This is a genomic window from Solidesulfovibrio sp. C21 (assembly GCF_047785625.1).
GTDB lineage: Bacteria > Desulfobacterota > Desulfovibrionia > Desulfovibrionales > Desulfovibrionaceae > Solidesulfovibrio.
Window position 1 is genome coordinate 12,431 of record NZ_JBLODY010000019.1, and the last position, 19,710, is coordinate 32,140.

The window sequence follows — 19,710 nt, forward strand, 5'->3', positions numbered from 1 at the left end:
ACACATTTGTTCCAATAAAAGGTTTAGGAAGGGGAGAGCGCGAGAGGGGAGAACCCTTTGCAAAAGGGTTTCCCCTCTCGCACCCTCTTCCCTCCTACTCTTCCCTTCTCCTTCTCCTGCTCCTCTCCTCTACTCCTTGAGCACCGCGCCTTCGCCGGCGAAGAACACGCTGCCGGCCGGCGGCGGCACGGACGCGCCCAGGGCGTTGCGGGCGGAACTCGATCCGTAGAGGGCCTTGTAGCCGAAGGAGATGCCGTAATTGCCCGCGGCCTGTCCGGCCGGGGCCAGGGTGAAGGCGAAGGGAATGACCGCGTCCGGGCCAAGCGGCATAGCCTTGAAGGTTTTTTCCGCGCTGGCCAGGACCTTGCCGGCCGGATCGCGCAGATAGGCGGTCAGCGTCAGTTCTTCCAGCCGGTCGACCCAGGGCGGCAGGCTGGAGGTTATGGGCGTGGCCCGGCCGTGGATGACGTAGGCGTCGCCGGAGAGCGCGCCGGTAAATTCGAAGCGCCAAAATTTCATGGTGATGCCGGTCGGCGCGGTGGCGATGACCGGGCGCGACTCGAGGTGCGACACGGAAAGGCTGGAGCAGCCGGTAAGCATCGCCACGGCGAGAATCATCGCGGCCAATACGCGCGGCGCAGCCGCCAAGCGGCGTGGAGACGTCATATTTCCTCCCTTTCCGGTTTAAGCCTTACTCCCCCGGTCGGCGCAACAGCATCTCGGCCAGGGTCATGTCCACCTTGGGTGGCCGGCCGGCCTTGCTGCCCCACAGCTCCATCTCCAGCCCGGCCAGACGGCGCAACAGCGGTGTGCGGTCCATGGCCTTGATGTTCGGATTTCCCGCCGCCAGCCGCTGGCACGGCTCGCAGCCCGGAAATTCCCGCACGCCCATGCCGCCGATGAGCACATTGGGCACCCCGTGCAGCCGGCAGATCATGAGCCGCTGCCCGTAGATTCCGCACAGCCCGTCATCGTTGAGCGGACACATGATGCGCGGCGTTTCGCCGCGGGAAAGCGCCTCCCGGGCGGACGCCACATAATCCCTGGCCCGGGCCAGATAGCGCTCCCGGCGCTCGGCCGACAAAGCGGCCAGCCCCTTGTGCAGGTAGAGCCACTCCACGAGCGTGTGGTGCTGGAAAAAACTCACGCAGCAATTTTCGGCGCAGCCCTCGCAGGACAGGCCGGCGGCAGCCGCCGCGCCGGCGTAGGCCGCGTCCATGTCGGCATACAGCGTGGCCAACTTGGCCAAAACGGTCCGCTGACGGGAAGCGGGAAACGATACGGTCACGAAGCTATTCCTTTGAGGATTTCCTCGACGCACGCCTCGGGCGTGACGCCGCAGCTGGTCACGGTCACATCGGCTGCCGCCGCGTAGAGCGGCTGGCGTTCGGCATAGACGTCGGGCAGGGTCAATCCCTCCGGTACCACGAAGGCGCGGGCCCCGGGGTCGCCCACCCGGGAAAGAAACGTGGGCAGATCGATGGAAAGGTAGACCACCGGCCCGCTCGCCCGCAGCCGGGCCACGGCCCGGGGGCAGTACACCACGGAGCCGCCCGTGGCCACCACGCAACGCTTGACGCCAAGCCCGGCCACCACGTCCTCTTCCAGGCGCAGGAAGCCGGCAAGCCCCAGGCGCGCAAGCAGATCGGCCAGACGCTCGCCGGTGGTGGCCTCGATGAGCCGGTCGGTATCAAGGCTGGCCCAGCCCAGACGTCGGGCAAGCAGCGTCGCCAGGGTGGTCTTGCCCGCCCCGGCCATGCCGATGAGGCTTATGCAGCGCTCATCCGATATGCGGCTAAACAAAGGTGGTTGCATGGGTCCGCGTCGGCCGCCGTTGCGGCGAAAGGGACCCTAGCCTTTTTCCCGCCGATTTCAAAGCCGGCCTTTGCCGTCGACGCCAACGTTGTCAGGGAGGCGGCCTTTGGCTAAGAAGGTGCGGGCGCGACGTTTTCCGACGTCGCCGACCAGGGGGGAATCCATGTCGGAAACGACCCTGCGGCTGATCGCCGCCTATACCGAGGAAGCAAACGCCCTGCGCGCGCGCTTTTTTTCCGAAAACGCGGTCCTTGTCGACAAGGCGGCCCGCACCATGGCCGTGGCCCTGGCCCGGGGCGGCAAAATTCTTTTTTGCGGCAACGGCGGTTCGGCCGCCGACGCCCAGCATCTGGCCGCCGAATTCGTCAACCGCTTCGAGCTGGAGCGCCCGCCCCTGCCGGCCCTGGCCTTGACCACGGACACATCCATACTTACCGCTATAGGCAACGATTACGGCTTCGACCTGGTCTTCGCCAAACAGGTCCAGGCCCTGGCCCAGCCCGGCGACGTGGTGGTCGGCATCTCCACCTCCGGCAACAGCCCCAACGTGCTGGCGGCGCTTCGGGCCGCCCGGGAAAAAGGCTGCGTCACCGTGGGGCTCGCCGGCCGCAACGGGGCCATCGTGCCGCTTTGCGACATGGCCCTGCTCGTGCCCCACGAACGCACGGCGCTGATACAAGAAGTCCATATCGCCATCGGCCATCTGCTTTGCAAGTTGACCGACCATTATCTTTTCGAGGCTGTGGTGGAACTCGGCCCCTACCTCGACGCGGGATAATCCCGGGCCGACACCCGCCTCACAGTTCAAGGAGCCTTAGCCTATGCCCATTTACGAATACACCTGCCAGAAGTGCGGGAACCAGTTCGAGGAGATCGTCTCCAGCACGGCCACCGAATGTCCGCCCTGCCCCAAGTGCGCCTCGACCGACACCCAGAAACTCATGTCCACCTGCCGCACCCGCACCGGCGCCGGCCAGACCGGCGCGCGCACGGCCACGTCCGCCTCCTCGGGCGGCGGCTGTGCCGGCTGCTCCGGCGGCAGCTGCGCCACCTGCCACTAGTGTTTTTGCGATTGCGCCACTGAGGCGATCCCCGACAGGCAACCAGGCCGGCCCTGACAGGACCCGACACGTCCGCCAGGGCCGGCCCAACCGACGCTTTCCAAGGCGTCCGGACAGCGCATGCGCGATAAACTCGTCATCGCCACACGCGGCAGCAAGCTCGCCCTGTGGCAGGCCAATCACGTCGCGGCAAGGCTCCGGGAGACCTATCCCGGCCTGGCCGTGGACCTGCTCCCCATCAAGACCAAGGGGGACAAGATCCTCGACGTGCCGCTGGCCAAGGTGGGCGGCAAGGGCCTTTTCGTAAAGGAAATCGAGGAGGCGCTCCTCGACGGCCGGGCCGATCTGGCCGTGCATTCCATGAAGGACGTGCCGGCCGAACAGCCGGCCGGGCTCGTGGTCGGCATCACGCCCAAGCGCGAGGATCCCTGCGACATGCTGCTCTCCGTGGCCTACGATAATCTCGACGCCCTGCCCAAAGGGGCCAGGGTCGGCACCAGCAGCCTGCGCCGCAAGGCCCAGCTCACCGCCCTGCGCCCGGACCTCGTTATCGCCGATTTGCGCGGCAACCTGGATACGCGCGTGAGCAAGCTCATGGACGGCCTGTTCGACGCCATCGTGGTGGCCCGGGCGGGGCTCAACCGGCTGGGGATTACCGCGCCCAAATCCGAGCGCCTGTGCCCGCCGCGCTTTCTGCCCGCCGCCGCCCAGGGGGCGCTCGGCATCGAGTACCGCCACGACGACCGCGAAACAGCCTCCATGCTGGGCTTCTTCGACCACCCGGAAAGCCGCGATGCCGTGGCCGCCGAACGGGCCTTTCTGGGCCGTCTGGAAGGCGGCTGCCAGGTCCCCATCGCCGCTCATGCCGTCATCGACGGCAAGCTGCTCTCCCTGGACGGGCTGGTGGCCGATCCGGAGACCGGGCGCACCTTTCGCGACGTGGCCACCGGCACCCGCGACGACGCGGTGGAACTGGGCAAGCGGCTGGCGGACTCCGTGCTGGCCATGGGCGCGCGGGCCATCCTGGACGCCGTATACAAAACCGTATCCTGAGCATGGGCAGATCAGCTCTCAAGAACGGTTTGTTCGCCCTGGTGTGCGCCGCCATCCTGGCCTGCATGTGCACCATGGCGGTCCAGAGCCGCCTGAACGCCCACCCCGACGAGCTGGACCACATCAACGCCGGGCGCTATTTCATCCAGTACTGGGATTTTCCGGCCCTGGACGACCCGCGCCTGGCCCACTCCTTCAGCAACTACGGCGTCACCTACCTCCAGCAGCTCGATGTCGTGTATTTTTTCGCCGGCAAATTCGCTCATCTCGTCCTGCCCCTGGTGGGGAAGGACTATCTGGCCCTGCGCTTTTTCAACATCTTCCTTTTCGCCATCCTGATGGCGCTTTTTTTACGGCTCCCGGACAAGCGCAAGATTGCCTTTGTGCCGCTTTTCATAACGCCACAAATATGGTATCTTTTCAGCTATTTCAATGGTGACGCCTTTCCTTTTTTCCTGACGTTCTGCATGGTTTTCTTAGCGGCCGGGTTCGACCCGCCGGTCTCTCCCCTGACACTCGACGTGCATGATCGCGACTTCCGGCGGCTTTTGGGGCTGGGGGCGTTGCTCGGCATGGTGTGCATCTCCAAGCAGAACTATTACGTCTTCGCCGCTTTTCTGCTGGCCTATTTCGGCGTGTGCGGCCGGGCCGCCGGCAACTTCCGCGCCGCGGCCAAAAACGCCGCCGTGGTGTTCCTCCTGGCCGGAGCGCTTTTCGGGGCGCGCTGGGGCTACAACGTCTACGTCAACCGCACGGTGCGGCCCGAGGTGCCCACGCAAAACGCCGAAAAATACGCCCGGGATGACTACAAACCCTCGTCCCAGGAGGCGGGCACCCAGTTCTGGGGCCTGCGCATGCGCGACCAGGGCCTGACCTATCCCCAGCTTTTCACCATCTGGACCTGGCACATCTGGTCCTTTCGCACGTCGTTTGGCGTGTACGACTACATGAAGATTTACGCGCCCTTCATCTTCTACCGCTACATCGCCTATCTGCTGTGGGCGCTTATGGGGGCCCTGGCGTTGGCGCTCATCATGCGCGGCGGCCCGGGCGGCATCGCGGCCGTGATGACCTTTCTGGTCTTCGCCGGCCTGACCATCTTCCAGTCCACCTGGCACTCGTGGGTCGCGGATTTCCAGGCCCAGGGGCGCTACCTCTTCCCCATCGGGGCCATGGCCGGCATGATGCTGGCCCGCTTCGCCAAGGCCGCCGACCGCACCCTGCCCGTGAGCCTGCCGTTGGCCGTGGGCATGCTCCTCCTCTCGTTTTATTCCTTCATCTGGGTGGGATTGGCCAACATCCCCAGGTAGACGCCCGGCCGCAAGCCCTTCCCCCCGAATGCAGGGGAGCGTTTCGAGGGCACACCGCCCGAAGCGACAGCGGGAGACGGCTACGATTCGAGCGCCTGGTGGAACAGGCGGGCCACCAGGTCGGCGTCGGCCCGGATCGGGGAATAGGGCAGCAGCATGCGCGCCAGCGACGACTTGAGCACCAGCCGGGAAAGCGCCGGCACGTCGGCTCCGGTGAAATAGGCCCCGATGCCCGTAGGCTGACCCACGGCCACGAAGAATTCCTTGAGTCTGTCCACGGCCAGGCGGGCCTCACCGGGCACGCCGGTCAGTTCCGGGGCGATGGGGGCCAGGATATCGGCCAGGATTTCCGGCGCGGCGGGATACAGGGCGCGCAGCACCGCCGGCAGCAGCATGCCCAGGCCCTCGCCGTGGGGGATGTCGGCGCAAAGCGCGGCCATGGCATGTTCCAGGGCATGGGGCAGATGCGGCATGCCGCCGTCGAAGCCCATGCCGGCGATGGCCGAGGCGTACATGAGCCAGTAGCGGGCGGCCAGGTTGCCGGGCTGGGCAATGGCCGTGGGCAGGCAGGCGGCAATGAGCCGCACCGCTTCCCGGGCCAGAGCCACGGAATAGGGCGAGGCCCCGATGGCCGTGGCCGCCTCAAGGGCGTGGGTCATGGCGTCGATGGTCGACGAGACGGTATGCCTGGCCGGCAGCGAAATCGTCAGCGCCGGGTCCTCGATGGCGTAGGCGGGATAGAGCAGGGGCGAGCGCAAAGCCGGCCGGTGCTCGCCGTCGGTTGGGGCCATGGCCAGGGCGGTGCATTCCGAACCGCCGCCATGGGCGGTATTGATCGCGACGATGGGAGCGGCGGCTGTGACCGGCACGCCCTTCTCCCAGAAATCCGCCGCGCCCCGGATGGGATGGCGCAGCAGCACGGCCACGACCTTGGCCGTGTCGATGACGCTGCCGCCGCCGATGGCCAGCACGGCCTTGGCCTGCATGTCCCGGCCGCGCCGCGCCGCCGCCTCGCAGCTGGCGAAGGTGGGGTTGAGCCGCACCCCTTCGAAATGCTCGAAGGCCACATGGCGCTCGAGCATGGGTTGGATCGTCTTCCAGGCCCCGCTGGCCGTGTAGGCCGTGGCGTCCGTGACCACGAGCACCTTGTCCCGACCCGAGGCGGCCATGTCGGCCAAAATGCCGTCCAGGCCCGCAAGCGCCCCGACACCGCAGGTGATCCTCGGCGCCGTCGGCCGCAGCACAAAAACTTTGTGGATATCGATTTTTCCTTCCCAGCCGCCCATGATCCGCCTCGCCGGTTCGGGTCCGGCCATGCCTGGCGCGGCAGGCCGGATTTCTTTGCATCAATTCCCGTGCCATCACGATTCACCCATTATTGCGCTATGTTATCCAAAACGTATCGCAGCAGGCCAAGACAACCCTTCCCGGAACGCCCGGCCAGGACCCCGCCAGCCCCTCTTGCGCGCGCGCCAACAGCCGCCAGCCGGGGGTTCGCGCCCATGGGTAAGGAGGAAACACCCCCCTGCCGCACCTGGGAATTAATGACTCATTTTCCCCACAAGGAAACCTATTCCACAAAAAACGCCACAGCTTCGCCTGTTGCGACGAAGCCGCGGCGTCCTTTCGGCGCACGGCCGACGGTGCGGTCCGGCCCGGGCCGGACCGCGTCCGCCGGCGGAAATCCCTACGGCGCCACGGTGGTGGAACGGGTCACGGTGCCGCTTTGCCCCTGCGGTCCGGTCGAGGTGGTGGTGTTGGTCCAGGTCTTGGTGACCGGGTCCCACTGCCCTTGCGACGTGCGGTTGACGCTGGCGCCGCCGGGGCCGGTGGCGGTGCCGCTATGGGTATAGCCACCCGGGGTGCGGGTGGTGGTGGCATTGCGGTTGACACTCTGGCCACCGGGACCGGTGGTCGTGCTGCCCGTGCTCCAGGTCCGGGTGGCCGGGTTCCACTGGCCGGTGGAGTTGCGGGTGGAGGTCTGGCCGCCGGGGCCGGTGGTGGTGGCGCTGCGACCATAGCCGCCGGGAGTACGCACGGTGGTGGCCTCGTTGGTCACGGTGCGACCGCGGGGACCGGTCGCCGAACTCTTGCGCCGGAAGGCATGGCCGTTTCCGGATTCGATCAACATCAGGCCGATGAACAAAACGACCAGGGCGACAAGGCGGATGGCGTTCATGAGAGCGCTCCTTGTTGTTGGCACGGCTTGGTTGCAAAAGGTGCGCGCCGACGGCGCGCGGTGCTCCATGCTGTCCTGTTACCCTACTAGCCAGGATCGTGCCAGGCCTTACCCGCCCCAGACGCGGCCATGGGTCCCATTTCCGCCCGGGCACAAGAAAGGCCGCCCGAAGGCGGCCTTGAAGAACCGGCGTATTGCCGAAATGTCGTCGATTCGGCCTCAGTGTGTGCCCTCGTCCAGCTTGGCGCCCATGGGCGGCTTTTTCATGATCCACATCAGCACGGCCAGCCCCATGAACATCATGGCCTGGGCGTGGAAAACGTCGCAAAAGGCCATGGCGTTGGCCTGCTGGAGCATGAGCTTGTAAAGGGCCGCCCCGGCCATCTGCGAGGCGTCGTAGAGCCCCAGCGCCTTGGCAGCCAGGTAGTCTTTGATCTGCGCGAAGGTCGACTGGTAGGTCAGGTTGTAGGGCGTCATGTTCTCGATCAGCCGGGCCTGGTGGAACTGGGCCCGGCGGGCGAGCAGCGTGGTGACGAAAGCCACGCCGAAGGAACCGCCCAGGTTGCGCAGCAGATTGAACACGGCCGAGGCGTTGTTCATGCCTTTTTTGGGAATGAAGGCCATGGTCAGGTAGGAAAGCGGCACGAAGAAAAAGGCGATGCCCACGGCCTGGATGTTGCGGGCGGTGATGGCGGTGCCGAGGTCGATGTCCAGGGAAAATCCGGCCATGGTGAAGAGGGAATAGGCGCTGACGAGCAGCCCGACGAACAGGATGAAACGGGCGTCGATGCGCTGGGTGAGCTTGCCGACCACCGGCAGGACGACGAGCATGATCAGCCCGCCCGGGCCGAGCACCACGCCCGACAGAAAGGCCGTGTAGCCCATGAGGTTCTGCAGGTAGAGCGGCAACAGCACGATGGCCCCGAAAAAGGCGAAATAGCCGAAGAACATGACCACGTTACCCGTGGCGAAGCTCCGGTCCCGAAACACCTTGAGGTCGACGATAGGCTCCTTGCGCATCAGTTCCCAGACCACGAAGGACGTCAGACACAGCGTGGCGACCACCGAAAGCGTCAGGATGAAGTCGTTGTTGAACCAGTCGTCCTGCTGCCCCTTGTCGAGCACCACCTGCAGGCTGCCAAGGCCCAGGCTCAAAAGGGCCAGGCCGATATAATCCACGGTGTCGCCGCTTTTCCGCCGCTCCAGGTAGTCCGGGTCCTTGATGTAGAGCCAGATGAGCACCATGGCCAGCATGCCGACGGGCACGTTGATGTTGAAAATCCAGCGCCAGGAATAGTTGTCCGTGATGTAGCCGCCGAGAAGCGGGCCGAGGATCGGGCCGAGCACCGCGCCCATGGCGAAAATGGCCATGGCCAGCCCCCGTTCCTTGGGCGGATAGGCCTCGAGCAGGATGGCCTGGGACATGGGCTGGAGCCCGCCGCCGCCGATACCCTGGACGATGCGGAAGAAAATGAGCATGCCGAGGCTCGTGGCCAGCCCGCACATCATGGAGGCGACAGTGAAGACCACGACCGAGAGCAACAGATAGTTGCGCCGGCCGAAGACCTTGGAAAGGTAGCCGCTTATGGGGATGACGATGGCGTTGGAGACGAGGTAGGACGTGAGCACCCAGGTCACCTCGTCCTGGCCGGCCGAAAGACTCCCCTGGATATGCTGCAAGGCCACGTTGGCGATGGAGGTGTCGAGAATCTCGATCAGGGTCGGCACCATCACCGCGAGGGTGATGAGCCATTTGCTGGGGGCGCGCTCTGCCATGGCCTCGTGCCGTGTCCTTGAAAAACAGTTGAGGAAATACGGACCGCGACACTAGTCGGTATGGATGGTGGGCACGACGCTCATGCCCAGGCGCAGCTTGGGCAGGGCTCCGTTTTCCTTGTCGAAGACGATCTTGACGGGAATGCGCTGCACCACCTTCACGTAATTGCCCGTGGCGTTTTCCGAGGGGAAAAGCGAAAAGACCGCGCCGGTGCCGGCCATGATGGACTGTACATGGCCCGTGATCTCGCGCCCGGGGTAGGTGTCGACCTCAAGGGTCGCCTTCTGGCCAGGATGCACGCGCTTGAGCTGGGTTTCCTTGTAGTTGGCCGTGACCCACAGCTCTTCCGGGTCCAGGGGCACGACGGTCATCAGCGCCTGTCCGGCCGCCACCAGCCGCCCGGATTCGATCTGCTTCTTGGTCACGTGGCCGGCCACCGGGGCCACTATCCTGGTGTACTTGAGATTGAGCTCGGCCTGCCGGACCTTCTCCCTGGCCAGATCCACCTTGGCCCGCTGGGCCGCCGCCTCCTTGGTCTGGATGACGGCCTGCTCCTCGCCGGTTTTGGCCAGGACGATCTGGGAGCGCAGCCGCTTGATGCTGGCCTGGATCGATTCCACGCCCCGCCCGGCCGCCGCGGCCTTGGCCCGAAGCGCCCGCAGTTCGGCCTCGTGGCCCCGGCGCTTGTTCTCGATGGCGTCCAGGTCGGACTGGGACACCACGTCCTGGTGGCGCAACCGGCTGATACGGGTGTAGTCCAGCTTGTCCTGGTCCACCTGGGCCTGGATCTGGGCCACGGCCTCCTCGGCCGCGTCGCGTTCCTTGACGGCCTGGTCGAGGCTGCGCTGCTGCCCTTCCAGATCGGCCTGGGCCGAGGCCACCTTGGAGGAGGTCTGGGAACGCTGCAACGGCACGCCGAGATCGAGGGCGGCAAGCGAAGCCTCGGCCGCGGCCAGATCCGCCCTGGCCTGGGCCAGGGCGACCTTGTAGTCGGTGGGATCGAGGGTGACCAGCACGTCGCCGGGGGCCACCAGCTGGTTGTCCTCCACCGGCACCGTCTCGACGTAGCCGGCCACACGCGGCGTGATGGGATGGACCTTGCCGTCGATAAACGCATCGTCCGTGGACACCAGCCCCCGCACGTACAGGTAGTAGCCGAAGCTGCCGATGACGACCACGGCCACGGCCGCGATCAGGATGCGCTTGCGCTTGCCCGGCGTCCCATCGGGTTTGTGCTTGGGGCGGAAAGAAAACTTCATGGTTTGTCCTTTGCGTCGAGGATGGCGTCCAGGCGCGCCTCGATGCTGCCGAGAGCGGATTTGAGGCTGCGCTCCTCGGCGGCGGTCACCTCGGCGAAGACCTCGGCGGCGAAGCCGCGCACCAGCGGCACGAGGCTTTGCACGAGCGTCTCGCCGGCCGGGGTCAGGAAAATGCGCTGGCTGCGGCGATCCCGGCTGTCACGGCGGCGCACGAGCAGCTTTTTCGCCTCCAGCCGGTCCAGAATGCGGGTGATGGTGGTCTTGTCCTTGACCGTGCGCTCGCCCAGACCGCACTGGGTCAGGCCCTGGGACTCGAGCAGGCGATAAAGCACCACCCACTGTTCCGGGGTCACGTCGAAGCCGGAAGCCAGAAACCGCCGTTTGAGCCCTATCTTGAGCCTGGCGGCGGCATGGCCGATGGCATAGCCCACGGCGTTGTCCATATCGAAGAAGAAGGTGTCATCCATGGCGACTGTCCATATAGTTGTCGCGCGGACAATATCTATGACAACTATTGCCGTCAAGAAAAACTCCCGGCCTTTCTTGCCCCGGCCTGCCGCTTCTGTCAGAGTTTGCCGTGGATTTTACCACCATGGGGAGACGTAACGATGCATCCGTTCAGGCAACTCATCCGGGCCATCGGCGACATGGCCCGTTTTCGCGACCGGGTACGCCCGAGGCTCACGGCCCTTGAGATCTTCAAATACGTGGGGCCGGGGCTTCTCGTCACGGTCGGCTTCATCGACCCGGGGAACTGGGCCTCCAACGTGGCCGCCGGCTCGGACTTCGGCTACTCGCTTTTGTGGATGGTGACGCTGTCCACCATCATGCTGATCGTGCTCCAGCACAACGCCGCGCACCTCGGCATCGCAACCGGCCTTTGCCTGTCCGAGGCGGCGGTCAAGCACATGCCGCGCCCGGTCGCGGTCTCGGCCCTGGGCACGGCCGTGGCCGCCGCCGTCTCCACGGCCCTGGCCGAGCTTTTGGGCGGGGCCATCGCCTTGCGCATGCTCTTCGGCCTGCCGCTGGCCCTCGGCACGCTGCTGACCCTCGTCGTCGTGCTGTGGATGCTTTTTTCCAAGTCCTACCGCCGGCTCGAGCGCTACATCATCGGCTTCGTGTCGCTGATCGGGCTGTCGTTTATTTTCGAACTGTCGCTGGTGCACCTCGACTGGGGCGCGGCGGTTACGGGCTGGGTGGTGCCGAGCCTGCCGGCCGGGTCGCTGCCCATCGTCATGAGCGTGCTCGGCGCGGTGGTCATGCCCCACAACCTTTTTTTGCACTCGGAAGTCATCCAGAGCCGGCAGTGGAACCTGGACAAGCCGGAGATGATCAAGCGCCAGCTCAAATACGAGTACCTGGACACCCTTTTTTCCATGCTGGTCGGTTTTTGCATCAACAGCGCCATGATCCTGCTCGCGGCGGCCGTGTTTTTCACCCATGGCACCTCGGTCGGCGAACTGGAGCAGGCCCAGTCCCTGCTCACGCCGCTTCTGGGCCCATCGGCCGGCCTCATCTTCGCCATAAGCCTGCTGCTGGCCGGCGTGGCCTCGTCGGTGACGGCCGGCATGGCCGGGGGCAGCATCTTCGCCGGCATCTTCGGCGAGCCCTACGACATCCGCGACAGCCACTCGCGCCTGGGCGTGGTCATCACCCTGGTCGGCGCGGCCGTGGCCATCCTGTTCGTGGGCGACCCGTTAAAGGGGCTCATCTGGTCCCAGATCGCCCTGTCCATCCAGCTGCCCATCACCATCCTGCTGCAAATCGGCCTGACCTCGCGGCGTTCGGTCATGGGCGAATACGCCAACCGGCCCTTCACCAACGCCGTCCTGATCCTGGTGGCGGCGGTGGTGATCGCCCTCAACATCATGCTGCTCATCGACACCTTGGGCTAAACGGCCCGCCAACGCAAAACGCCGCCGGCCGGACGCGTCTGATGCATCCGGCCGGCGGCGCTTTCCCCTCACACAAAAGCAGCCGCGCTTACTTTTTGGCTTTCTTGGCCTTCTTGTGGGCCTTCTTGGCCTTGACCGGGGCGGCCTTGTCCGGGCCGGGGTAGTTGGTGACCATGCCGCCGAGCTTCATGCACTCGCCAACCGAAGCCGTCATCATGGTCTGACCGCCGACGTTGCATTCCCAGGACTGGGGAGCGGCCTTTTTGTGGGCCTTGCCCTTTTTGGCGAAAGCCGGAGCGGCGGACAGGGCCAGGGTGAGCGCGGCAACCAAAACGATGATCTTTTTCATGGGTACCCTCCTCGAACGGATCATTTTTCGCCTAACTATAACGCCCCGTGGGGGAGTGCAAGCAAGGCGGCTGTGTCCGAAGAACACCATGCGGCACGCCCGGGGAAGATAGCGCCAGGAAGACATATGGTAGGCAAACAACATGGGGAAGCATTGACTGTTGCAGATAAAATCCCTCGACAAATTCGAACAACCCTTATGTTTTTTCAAAACAATAGCCTGGAATAACCTGAAACGTCACAGATGACATACGGCAATAAATGCAATCCGTGCCATCCATGCGGTAAATCCAGCACATCTTTTTTGTTTCCACCCGGAATACTGTGGCAACATGACGGGATGCAGGGGGACCTTACCGCAACGGAAAGGACAGCGGAAAAAAAGTGGGAGTTTCCCGGCAGCGGACGCGGCAGCCGGACGCCCCCCCCGGCCCAACACCGCGCCAGAATCGCGCCGGCCCACCAGGGGATAAGACCGTCGCCGCAGCCGAAATCGGGCACCCGGGGAGCGGTCAGGCCTTGCCCTTCGCCCAAAAATCCGTAAACGATGCGGGCCGCGCTTGCGAAAGGGCCTTCAACCCCATTGTCCTTCGTGAAACGTTGCGCACGGGGTTTGGCGAACGCGCTGCCGCCCGGGATGTTGCCGCAAAGCCATGGTCCCACCCGCCGCAAGACACCGTTCGTGTCGTTTGCATGGCGGTGCGGCCCGCTTTTTTATAAGACGCTGTCAAATTACGGCGGAATTCCCCCGCCGCCATCCACCCCCAACCGAGGAGTGCGCCATGCCCGTCACCATCGTCGATCATCCCCTGGTGCGCCACAAACTTGGCCTGTTGCGTGAAAACGGCATCAGCACCAAGGACTTCCGCGAGCTGGCCGGAGAAATCGCCCGGCTTCTCACCTACGAAGCCACCAAGTCCCTGCCCACGGAAAAAGTCACCATCAACGGCTGGGCCGGCCCGGTCGAGGTGGACCGCATCGCCGGCAAGAAAATCACCGTGGTGCCCGTGCTGCGGGCCGGAGTCGGCATGATGGACGGCGTGCTCGACATGATCCCCGGGGCCAAGGTCAGCGTGGTCGGCATGTACCGCAACGAGGACACCCTGGAACCCGTGCGCTACTACGTCAAACTGGCCAAGAAGATCCACAAGCGCCGGGCCATGATCCTCGACCCCATGCTGGCCACCGGCGGCACGCTCATCGCCACCATCAACCTGCTCAAGGAAGCCGGCTGCCGCAGCATCCTGGGGCTGTTTCTGGTCTGCGCCCCGGAAGGCCTGGCCAGGCTCGAACGCGAACACCCGGACGTGGCCGTCTACACCGCCGCCATCGACGAGCGCTTAAACGAGCACGGCTACATCCTGCCCGGCCTCGGCGATGCCGGGGACAAGATTTTCGGCACCAAATAGCGGCCCCACGGCCAAAAGGAGAAGGTAATGGCCCCGATTCGGCCGGGTAGTGATTACAATTTGCGAGCGCGGGACATCCCCGTGGGCGCGCAGATGCTGTTCGTGGCCTTTGGCGCCCTGGTGCTGGTGCCGCTTCTGACCGGGCTCAACCCCAACGTGGCCCTTTTCTGCGCCGGTGTGGGCACGCTCATCTACCAGCTCCTGACCAAGGGCCGCATTCCCATCTTCCTGGGCTCTTCCTTCGCCTTTATCGCGCCCATCATGTTTTGCGTCAAAACCTACGGCGTGCCGGCGACCATGGGGGCACTCGCCGCCGTGGGCGCGGTCTACGCCGTGGTGGCCGTGCTCATCCGCCTGCGCGGCGTGGGCATCCTGTCGCGCCTTTTGCCGACCATCGTCACCGGCCCGGTCATCATGGTCATCGGGCTGATCCTGGCCCCGGTCGGCGTCTACATGGCCATGGGCAAGACCGGCGACGGCGCGGCGGCGCTCTTCCCCGAACCGACCGCCATGACCGTGTCCTTCTTCTCCCTGGCCGTCACCGTGCTCGTGGCCATCTACGGCCGGGGCATGATACGGCTGGTGCCAATCCTGTGCGGCATCGCCGCCGGCTACCTTTTAAGCCTCATCCTCGGCATCGTGGACTTCACCCCGGTCATAAACGCCCCCTGGTTCGCCGTGCCGCACTTCGTCGGCCCCACCTTCAGCCTCGACGCCATGGTCATCGTGGTGCCCGTGGCCATCGCCCCCATCATCGAACACTTCGGCGGCATCCTGGCCATCGGCCAGGTGACGGACCGCAACTACCTGGAGAACCCGGGCGTGCACCGTTCGCTCATGGGCGACGGCGTGGCCACCGCGTTGGCCGGGTTTCTCGGCGGGCCGCCGCTGACCACCTACGCCGAGGTCACCGGGGCCGTGGCCCTGACCAAGATCTACAACCCGGCGCTCATGACCTGGGCCGCCCTGACCGCCATCTGTCTGGCCTTCGTCGGCAAGCTCGGCGCCCTGCTCCAGACCATCCCCACCCCGGTCATGGGCGGCATCATGTTGCTTTTGTTCGGCACCATCATGGTGGTCGGCCTCAATTCCCTGGTGCGCGAGGGCGCCGATCTGATGGAGCCCCGCAACATGGTCATCGTGGCGCTCATTATCGTCCTCGGTATGGGCAAGATGACGTTTTCGCTTGGCGGCATGCACCTGGAAGGGATCGGCCTGGCCGGCGTCGCCGGCGTGCTGCTCAATTTCCTGCTGCCCCATCCCAGACGCCGGAAGGCTCCCGACCGCGACAGCGCCTGACCCCGCATGGCACGGCGAATGCAAGGCATAAGGGCAATCGGAGGTTGCCATTATGTTCATCGATAAAATCATCCTTGCATCGACCGTGGTTGCCTGCTGTTTGGCCCTTTCCTGGCTGGCCGACATGTTCATGAATAACAAACACGCCGATTAACGGACTTATACACTCCCTCCCCAAGCCGTGACCGGACGGACGGGCCCCCCGCCCGGTCACGACTACCCGTTGGCACCCCTCTCTTTTTCCGCAAGCCGTCCGGCCGCCACGGCACCCTGACGGCGATTGCAGCCTTTCCCCAGCCTTTCCATATCCCCCGGGAATGCCCGCCGCCCAAGGATCGCGGCTGGTCCCGGTATTGCATTTCCGTAAGGGCAAGCCGCTTCCCACGGCCCGCGCACAGACGGCAAACGCCCTTTGGGGAAACCAGAAAAAGGGATGACCAAGGTCTTGGCGTCGCAAACAACGCCCTTGGATATAAAGTGATTCTCCCCTGCCTGGAATTGCGGGAAAGGGGTGTCCGGAAAACGATGGCCGGAGGCGGCAACCATCGCGGCGGCAGACCCCGCGAATGCAAATTTTAAAAAGTGAAACGCCAGACCGGGTGCATCCCGTCATGCACGGCCAGCGGACCCGCGTCCGCCCCTGGGAGAGAGCAAATGTCGCAAGTGGAAGTGTTTCCTCGAGAAAAACCGGACAGACGCTTTTTGCCGGACATCCCCTCCAAAAGTGCTTCCCGGCGAAACGCCGACGCCCGCTATTTCTCCGAGGGAAAGGTCGACGTCTACTCCGGCAACGGCAAGTACCGCTATTGCTCGGGCCGCATCATCAACCTGTCCGAAAGCGGCATGCTCATCGAGCCCGACCGCAAGCTGCGCGTGGGCGACAAGGTGGTGCTGCGCTTTTTTCTGGCCGCCGGGACCATGCCCGAAGGCTACGAGTCCTTCGTCAGGCTGCCGGCCCGGGTGGTCCGTCTCGACGCTTCCATGGGAGGCGCGGCCTTCGCCTTCGAAAAAAACATCACCGAATACCTGCGCCGCCGCCGCTGGCGCTACTTCGAAGCCGCCTCGCTGCTCGGCATCATGCTCACCCTTACCGGGGTGTGGTTCATCAAAAAGGAAAGCATCTTCTACTTCTGGTTCGACGTGCCGATATTTCTCTACGGCCTGTGCGCGCTTTTCTACCTGCTCTCGCGGTTTTTCTTCGCCGCCCTGTACCGGCCCTATCCCGTGGACCCGCAGTTCACCCCCTCGGTCACCATCGTCATTCCCTGCTTCAACGAGGAGGAGTGGATCGAAAAGACCGTGCGCGGCTGCCTCAACCAGCAGTATCCCGAGGACCGTTTGCAGTTGATCGTGGTCGACGACGGCAGTTCGGATGGCACCCTGGCCGTGCTGCAAGAGGTCCAGGCCAAGATCTACGACGAGGTCGGCGAACGCTTCACCATCCACGCCTTTCCCAAAAACCGGGGCAAGCGCCACGCCATGGCCGCCGGCGCGCGCATGGCCACCGGCGACATGGTGGTCTTCGTCGACTCCGACAGCTTCCTGCAGCCCCTGTCCATCTTAAACGTGGTCCAGCCCCTCAAAGACCCCAAAATCGGGGCCTCCACCGGCCGCTGCGAAGTGGAAAACAAGTGGACCAACCTGCTGACCAAGATGCAGGCCGTGCGCTACTTCGTGGGCTTTCGCATCTTCAAGGCCGCCGAGAGCATCTTCGACACCGTCACCTGCCTGTCCGGCCCCCTGGCCTGCTACCGCCGCGACGTGCTCATGCGCTACCTCGACGCCTGGGAGCACCAGACCTACCTGGGCCAGCCGGCCACCTTCGGCGACGACCGCAGCCTCACCAACTTCGTGCTTACCAGCCATTACGCCGTCTACCAGCACTCGGCCGTGACCCACACCATCGTGCCCTCCACCTACCACACGTTTTACACCCAGCAGATGCGCTGGAAACGCTCCTGGCTGCGCGAGAGCCTCAAGGCCAGCCTGTTCATGTGGCGAAGGGAGCCTTTCATGGCCATCTCCTTCTACCTGGGCCTGCTGTTGCCGGTGCTGGCCCCGTTCGTGGTGCTGCGGGCCTTCATCTTCGTGCCCGCCGCCTACGGCGTGTGGCCCATCACCTACATCGCGGGCGTTTTTTTCATGAGCATGCTCATGTGCACCTCGTACCTCTTCCTCAAGCGCTCGAACCTGTGGCTCTACGGCGTGCCGTTCTGCTTTTTCTACCTCACGGTGCTGTTGTGGCAGATCCTGTGGGCCCTGCTCACCTTCTGGCAATCCAACTGGGGCACCCGGCCTTCCTCCCATGACACCCATGACGCGGGGGCGACGTCATGAGAAAATTCCTGCGCTACCTCTTCCAGTACGCCATCCTGGCCGTCGCCGGCGTCCTCATCTACCAGACGGCCTTCAAGCGGGACGCGCCGCCGCAGCACCACCGCGACCAATGGACCCAGCGCGAGGGCTTCATGGCCATCTCCTACGGAGGCTTGAGCCTCGACGAGAAGTCCGAAACGCTCACCAGCAAAACCCGGCTGCGCGAGCAGCTTTCCGCCCTGGCCAAGGCCGGCTACCAGACCATCACCACAAAGGACGTAAAAAACTTCTACGACGCCGACGGGCCGCTGCCCGACAAGCCCCTCTACCTGATGTTCGAGGGCGGCCGCAAAGACAGCGTCCTTTTCAGCCAGCCCATCCTGGTCCATACGGGATTCAACGCCTCGCTCTATCTTTACGGCGACGTGGTGACGGGGTGGAACCGCTTTTTCGTGCGCTCGGACGAGCTGCGCAAGGTGGCGGCCAATCCCTTCTGGGACGTGGGCTCCATGGGGTTCCATTCGAAGCTCATCAACGAAACGCCCAAGGGCGGGTACGCCTACTACCTGACCGCCCGCCTCGACGCCCGGGACGGCAGGCCCGTGGAGACGCCGGAAGCCTTCGACGCCCGGGTGGCCGCCGATTACAAGCAGGCCTACGCCGCCATCCTCGACGAAACGGGCAAGCCGCCCCTCGGCTACCTCTTCATGCCGGCCAACACGCTCGGCGTGAGCCTGCCGCCGGCCATCGCCAAGCCCAATGATGCGGGCCTCGCCCGGTACTTTCCGGTCGCCTTCACCCGGATGGGCGAATCGTACAATTCCCGGCAGGCCGATCCCCGCCGGCTGACCCGGTTGCAGGTCGACCCGACCTGGAGCCCCGACCGCCTGTTGCTCGAGATCGAATCGCGCCTGCCCAAAAGCAGCTTCCTGGATTTTTCCAACTCGGTCCTGCGCGGCCTGTGGCAGGTCGGCGCCGGTGCCATTACGGCGAACGGCCAGGGGTTGACGCTGGCCAGCCCGGCCGGCAAGGACGGCTTCGCCCTGCTTCGCGGCACCGAAGGGTTCGAGAACTTCCTGTGCCGGGTCAAGGTCGCGCCCGCCCGGGGCGGCGCGGCGCTCATCTACCTGCGCTACCGCAACAGCGGCTCCTACGTCCGCATCCAGGTGACCGCCGACCAGGTCATCGTGCGCGAAAAAAACGACCATGCCTTAAACACCCTCGTCAACTACGTCCTGCCCGTGGACCAGACCGGCCCGGTGGACCTCGACTGCTGCGTGAAAAACAACCGCCTGCTCATGCGCGTCGGCGGCACGGACATAAGCCCCTACCCCATCCCCCTGACCGCCGGCACCGAGCGGGGCAGCTTCGCCCTGGGCGCGCTCGGCGAAAAGGGCGAGTACAAGGCGGCCTTCAGCGACCTGCGCCTGACCACCTTCCCGCCGCGCTGGCTTGCGGCCCCGTCCCTGGCCGACGCGTCCCTGGACAACGTGCGCACCCTGACCGCCATGGTGCTGCCGGCGACGACCCTGACCGCCGATCCGGTGGCCAATGCCGCCGCCCTGGTGACCGTGGCCGCAAGCGGCGTGATCCCGTTTCTGGACCTGCACGAAGCCGATCCGGCCAAAGTCGAAGCCATCGCCACCTCCGTGGCCTCGGCCCCGGCCTCGTTGATCATCGCCAAACTGCTGGGCGGGTTCGTGTTGTCCCTGGAGGATTTTCCGGATGACGCCGTGCTTTTCCGCCTGGAAAAGCGGCTGCGCGAAAAGGGTTTTGCCGTGGCCCTGCGCGTGACGCCTCCGGCCAGGGAGCGTCTGCTTGCCGCCGAGAATCTGCCGCGGCCGGACTGGCTGCTCTTCGACATGCCGCCGCTTTCCGACGCCGAAAACATGACCCGGCTCGCCAACCGCTTCGACAAATCGCGGATGCTTTTTCGAACCCCCGGTCCGGATCCGAAAGGGGCCGTCTATTACGATGTGAAGGGATAAG

18 protein-coding genes are annotated in these 19,710 nt (G+C 64.9%); 9 read left to right on the plus strand and 9 right to left on the minus strand.

What is annotated here, in order from left to right; genetic code table 11:
- Nucleotides 1-129: 129 nt before the first annotated feature.
- The 3 genes from ACMZ6R_RS08050 to thrB are packed head-to-tail and all read right to left on the minus strand — an operon-like array spanning nt 130 to nt 1,815.
- Nucleotides 130-666: a hypothetical protein gene (locus tag ACMZ6R_RS08050; RefSeq protein ID WP_416110406.1), complete on the minus strand. Its 537-nt coding sequence runs from the start codon at nt 664-666 to the stop codon at nt 130-132.
- Between the two features lie 25 nt (nt 667-691).
- Nucleotides 692-1,288, minus strand: a complete 597-nt coding sequence (locus ACMZ6R_RS08055; RefSeq protein WP_416110407.1) for a hypothetical protein — start codon at nt 1,286-1,288, stop codon at nt 692-694.
- Nucleotides 1,285-1,815: a homoserine kinase gene (gene thrB / locus ACMZ6R_RS08060; protein ID WP_416110408.1), complete on the minus strand. Its 531-nt coding sequence runs from the start codon at nt 1,813-1,815 to the stop codon at nt 1,285-1,287. Before thrB ends, ACMZ6R_RS08055 begins: the two co-directional genes overlap by 4 nt.
- Before the next feature lie 163 nt (nt 1,816-1,978).
- On the opposite strand from thrB, the gene ACMZ6R_RS08065 reads away from it, so the two are divergent.
- The 4 genes from ACMZ6R_RS08065 (at nt 1,979) to ACMZ6R_RS08080 (ending at nt 5,239) form a co-directional block, all read left to right on the plus strand.
- Nucleotides 1,979-2,593, plus strand: coding sequence for a D-sedoheptulose 7-phosphate isomerase (locus ACMZ6R_RS08065; RefSeq protein WP_416110409.1), 615 nt, complete (start codon nt 1,979-1,981; stop codon nt 2,591-2,593).
- A gap of 43 nt (nt 2,594-2,636) precedes the next feature.
- On the plus strand, nt 2,637-2,876 hold the full coding sequence (locus tag ACMZ6R_RS08070; protein ID WP_416110410.1) for an FmdB family zinc ribbon protein: 240 nt from the start codon (nt 2,637-2,639) through the stop codon (nt 2,874-2,876).
- 120 nt (nt 2,877-2,996) lie between these two features.
- Complete coding sequence (gene hemC / locus ACMZ6R_RS08075; RefSeq protein ID WP_416110411.1) at nt 2,997-3,929, plus strand: hydroxymethylbilane synthase; 933 nt, start codon at nt 2,997-2,999, stop codon at nt 3,927-3,929.
- A gap of 2 nt (nt 3,930-3,931) precedes the next feature.
- Complete coding sequence (locus ACMZ6R_RS08080) at nt 3,932-5,239, plus strand: hypothetical protein (protein ID WP_416110412.1); 1,308 nt, start codon at nt 3,932-3,934, stop codon at nt 5,237-5,239.
- An 80-nt stretch (nt 5,240-5,319) separates the two neighbouring features.
- Here ACMZ6R_RS08080 and ACMZ6R_RS08085 read toward each other — a convergent pair whose 3' ends face one another.
- The 5 genes from ACMZ6R_RS08085 to ACMZ6R_RS08105 form a co-directional block, all read right to left on the minus strand.
- On the minus strand, nt 5,320-6,555 hold the full coding sequence (locus tag ACMZ6R_RS08085; protein ID WP_416110413.1) for an iron-containing alcohol dehydrogenase: 1,236 nt from the start codon (nt 6,553-6,555) through the stop codon (nt 5,320-5,322).
- 371 nt (nt 6,556-6,926) lie between these two features.
- Nucleotides 6,927-7,442 carry a hypothetical protein gene (locus tag ACMZ6R_RS08090; RefSeq protein ID WP_416110414.1) on the minus strand — a complete coding sequence of 172 codons (516 nt, stop codon included), beginning with the start codon at nt 7,440-7,442 and terminating at the stop codon, nt 6,927-6,929.
- Nucleotides 7,443-7,637: 195 nt separating this feature from the next.
- Nucleotides 7,638-9,194, minus strand: a complete 1,557-nt coding sequence (locus tag ACMZ6R_RS08095; protein ID WP_416110415.1) for a DHA2 family efflux MFS transporter permease subunit — start codon at nt 9,192-9,194, stop codon at nt 7,638-7,640.
- Nucleotides 9,195-9,245: 51 nt separating this feature from the next.
- Nucleotides 9,246-10,454: an HlyD family secretion protein gene (locus tag ACMZ6R_RS08100; RefSeq protein ID WP_416110416.1), complete on the minus strand. Its 1,209-nt coding sequence runs from the start codon at nt 10,452-10,454 to the stop codon at nt 9,246-9,248.
- Nucleotides 10,451-10,921 carry a MarR family winged helix-turn-helix transcriptional regulator gene (locus ACMZ6R_RS08105; protein WP_416110417.1) on the minus strand — a complete coding sequence of 157 codons (471 nt, stop codon included), beginning with the start codon at nt 10,919-10,921 and terminating at the stop codon, nt 10,451-10,453. The genes ACMZ6R_RS08100 and ACMZ6R_RS08105 overlap by 4 nt, the downstream gene beginning before the upstream one ends.
- Before the next feature lie 141 nt (nt 10,922-11,062).
- Between ACMZ6R_RS08105 and ACMZ6R_RS08110 the strand changes: the two genes are divergently transcribed.
- Nucleotides 11,063-12,349: an Nramp family divalent metal transporter gene (locus ACMZ6R_RS08110; protein WP_416110418.1), complete on the plus strand. Its 1,287-nt coding sequence runs from the start codon at nt 11,063-11,065 to the stop codon at nt 12,347-12,349.
- An 88-nt stretch (nt 12,350-12,437) separates the two neighbouring features.
- Here ACMZ6R_RS08110 and ACMZ6R_RS08115 read toward each other — a convergent pair whose 3' ends face one another.
- Nucleotides 12,438-12,698: a hypothetical protein gene (locus ACMZ6R_RS08115; protein WP_416110419.1), complete on the minus strand. Its 261-nt coding sequence runs from the start codon at nt 12,696-12,698 to the stop codon at nt 12,438-12,440.
- A gap of 781 nt (nt 12,699-13,479) precedes the next feature.
- Here ACMZ6R_RS08115 and upp point away from each other — a divergent pair.
- The 4 genes from upp (at nt 13,480) to ACMZ6R_RS08135 (ending at nt 19,709) form a co-directional block, all read left to right on the plus strand.
- On the plus strand, nt 13,480-14,106 hold the full coding sequence (gene upp, locus ACMZ6R_RS08120) for a uracil phosphoribosyltransferase (protein WP_416110420.1): 627 nt from the start codon (nt 13,480-13,482) through the stop codon (nt 14,104-14,106).
- Nucleotides 14,107-14,133: 27 nt separating this feature from the next.
- Nucleotides 14,134-15,405, plus strand: a complete 1,272-nt coding sequence (locus ACMZ6R_RS08125; protein ID WP_416110421.1) for a uracil-xanthine permease family protein — start codon at nt 14,134-14,136, stop codon at nt 15,403-15,405.
- Between the two features lie 654 nt (nt 15,406-16,059).
- A complete protein-coding gene (locus ACMZ6R_RS08130) occupies nt 16,060-17,742 on the plus strand; it encodes a glycosyltransferase (protein WP_416110422.1) in 1,683 nt (560 codons plus the stop codon).
- Nucleotides 17,739-19,709, plus strand: coding sequence for a hypothetical protein (locus ACMZ6R_RS08135; protein WP_416110423.1), 1,971 nt, complete (start codon nt 17,739-17,741; stop codon nt 19,707-19,709). Before ACMZ6R_RS08130 ends, ACMZ6R_RS08135 begins: the two co-directional genes overlap by 4 nt.
- Nucleotide 19,710: the final 1 nt, after the last annotated feature.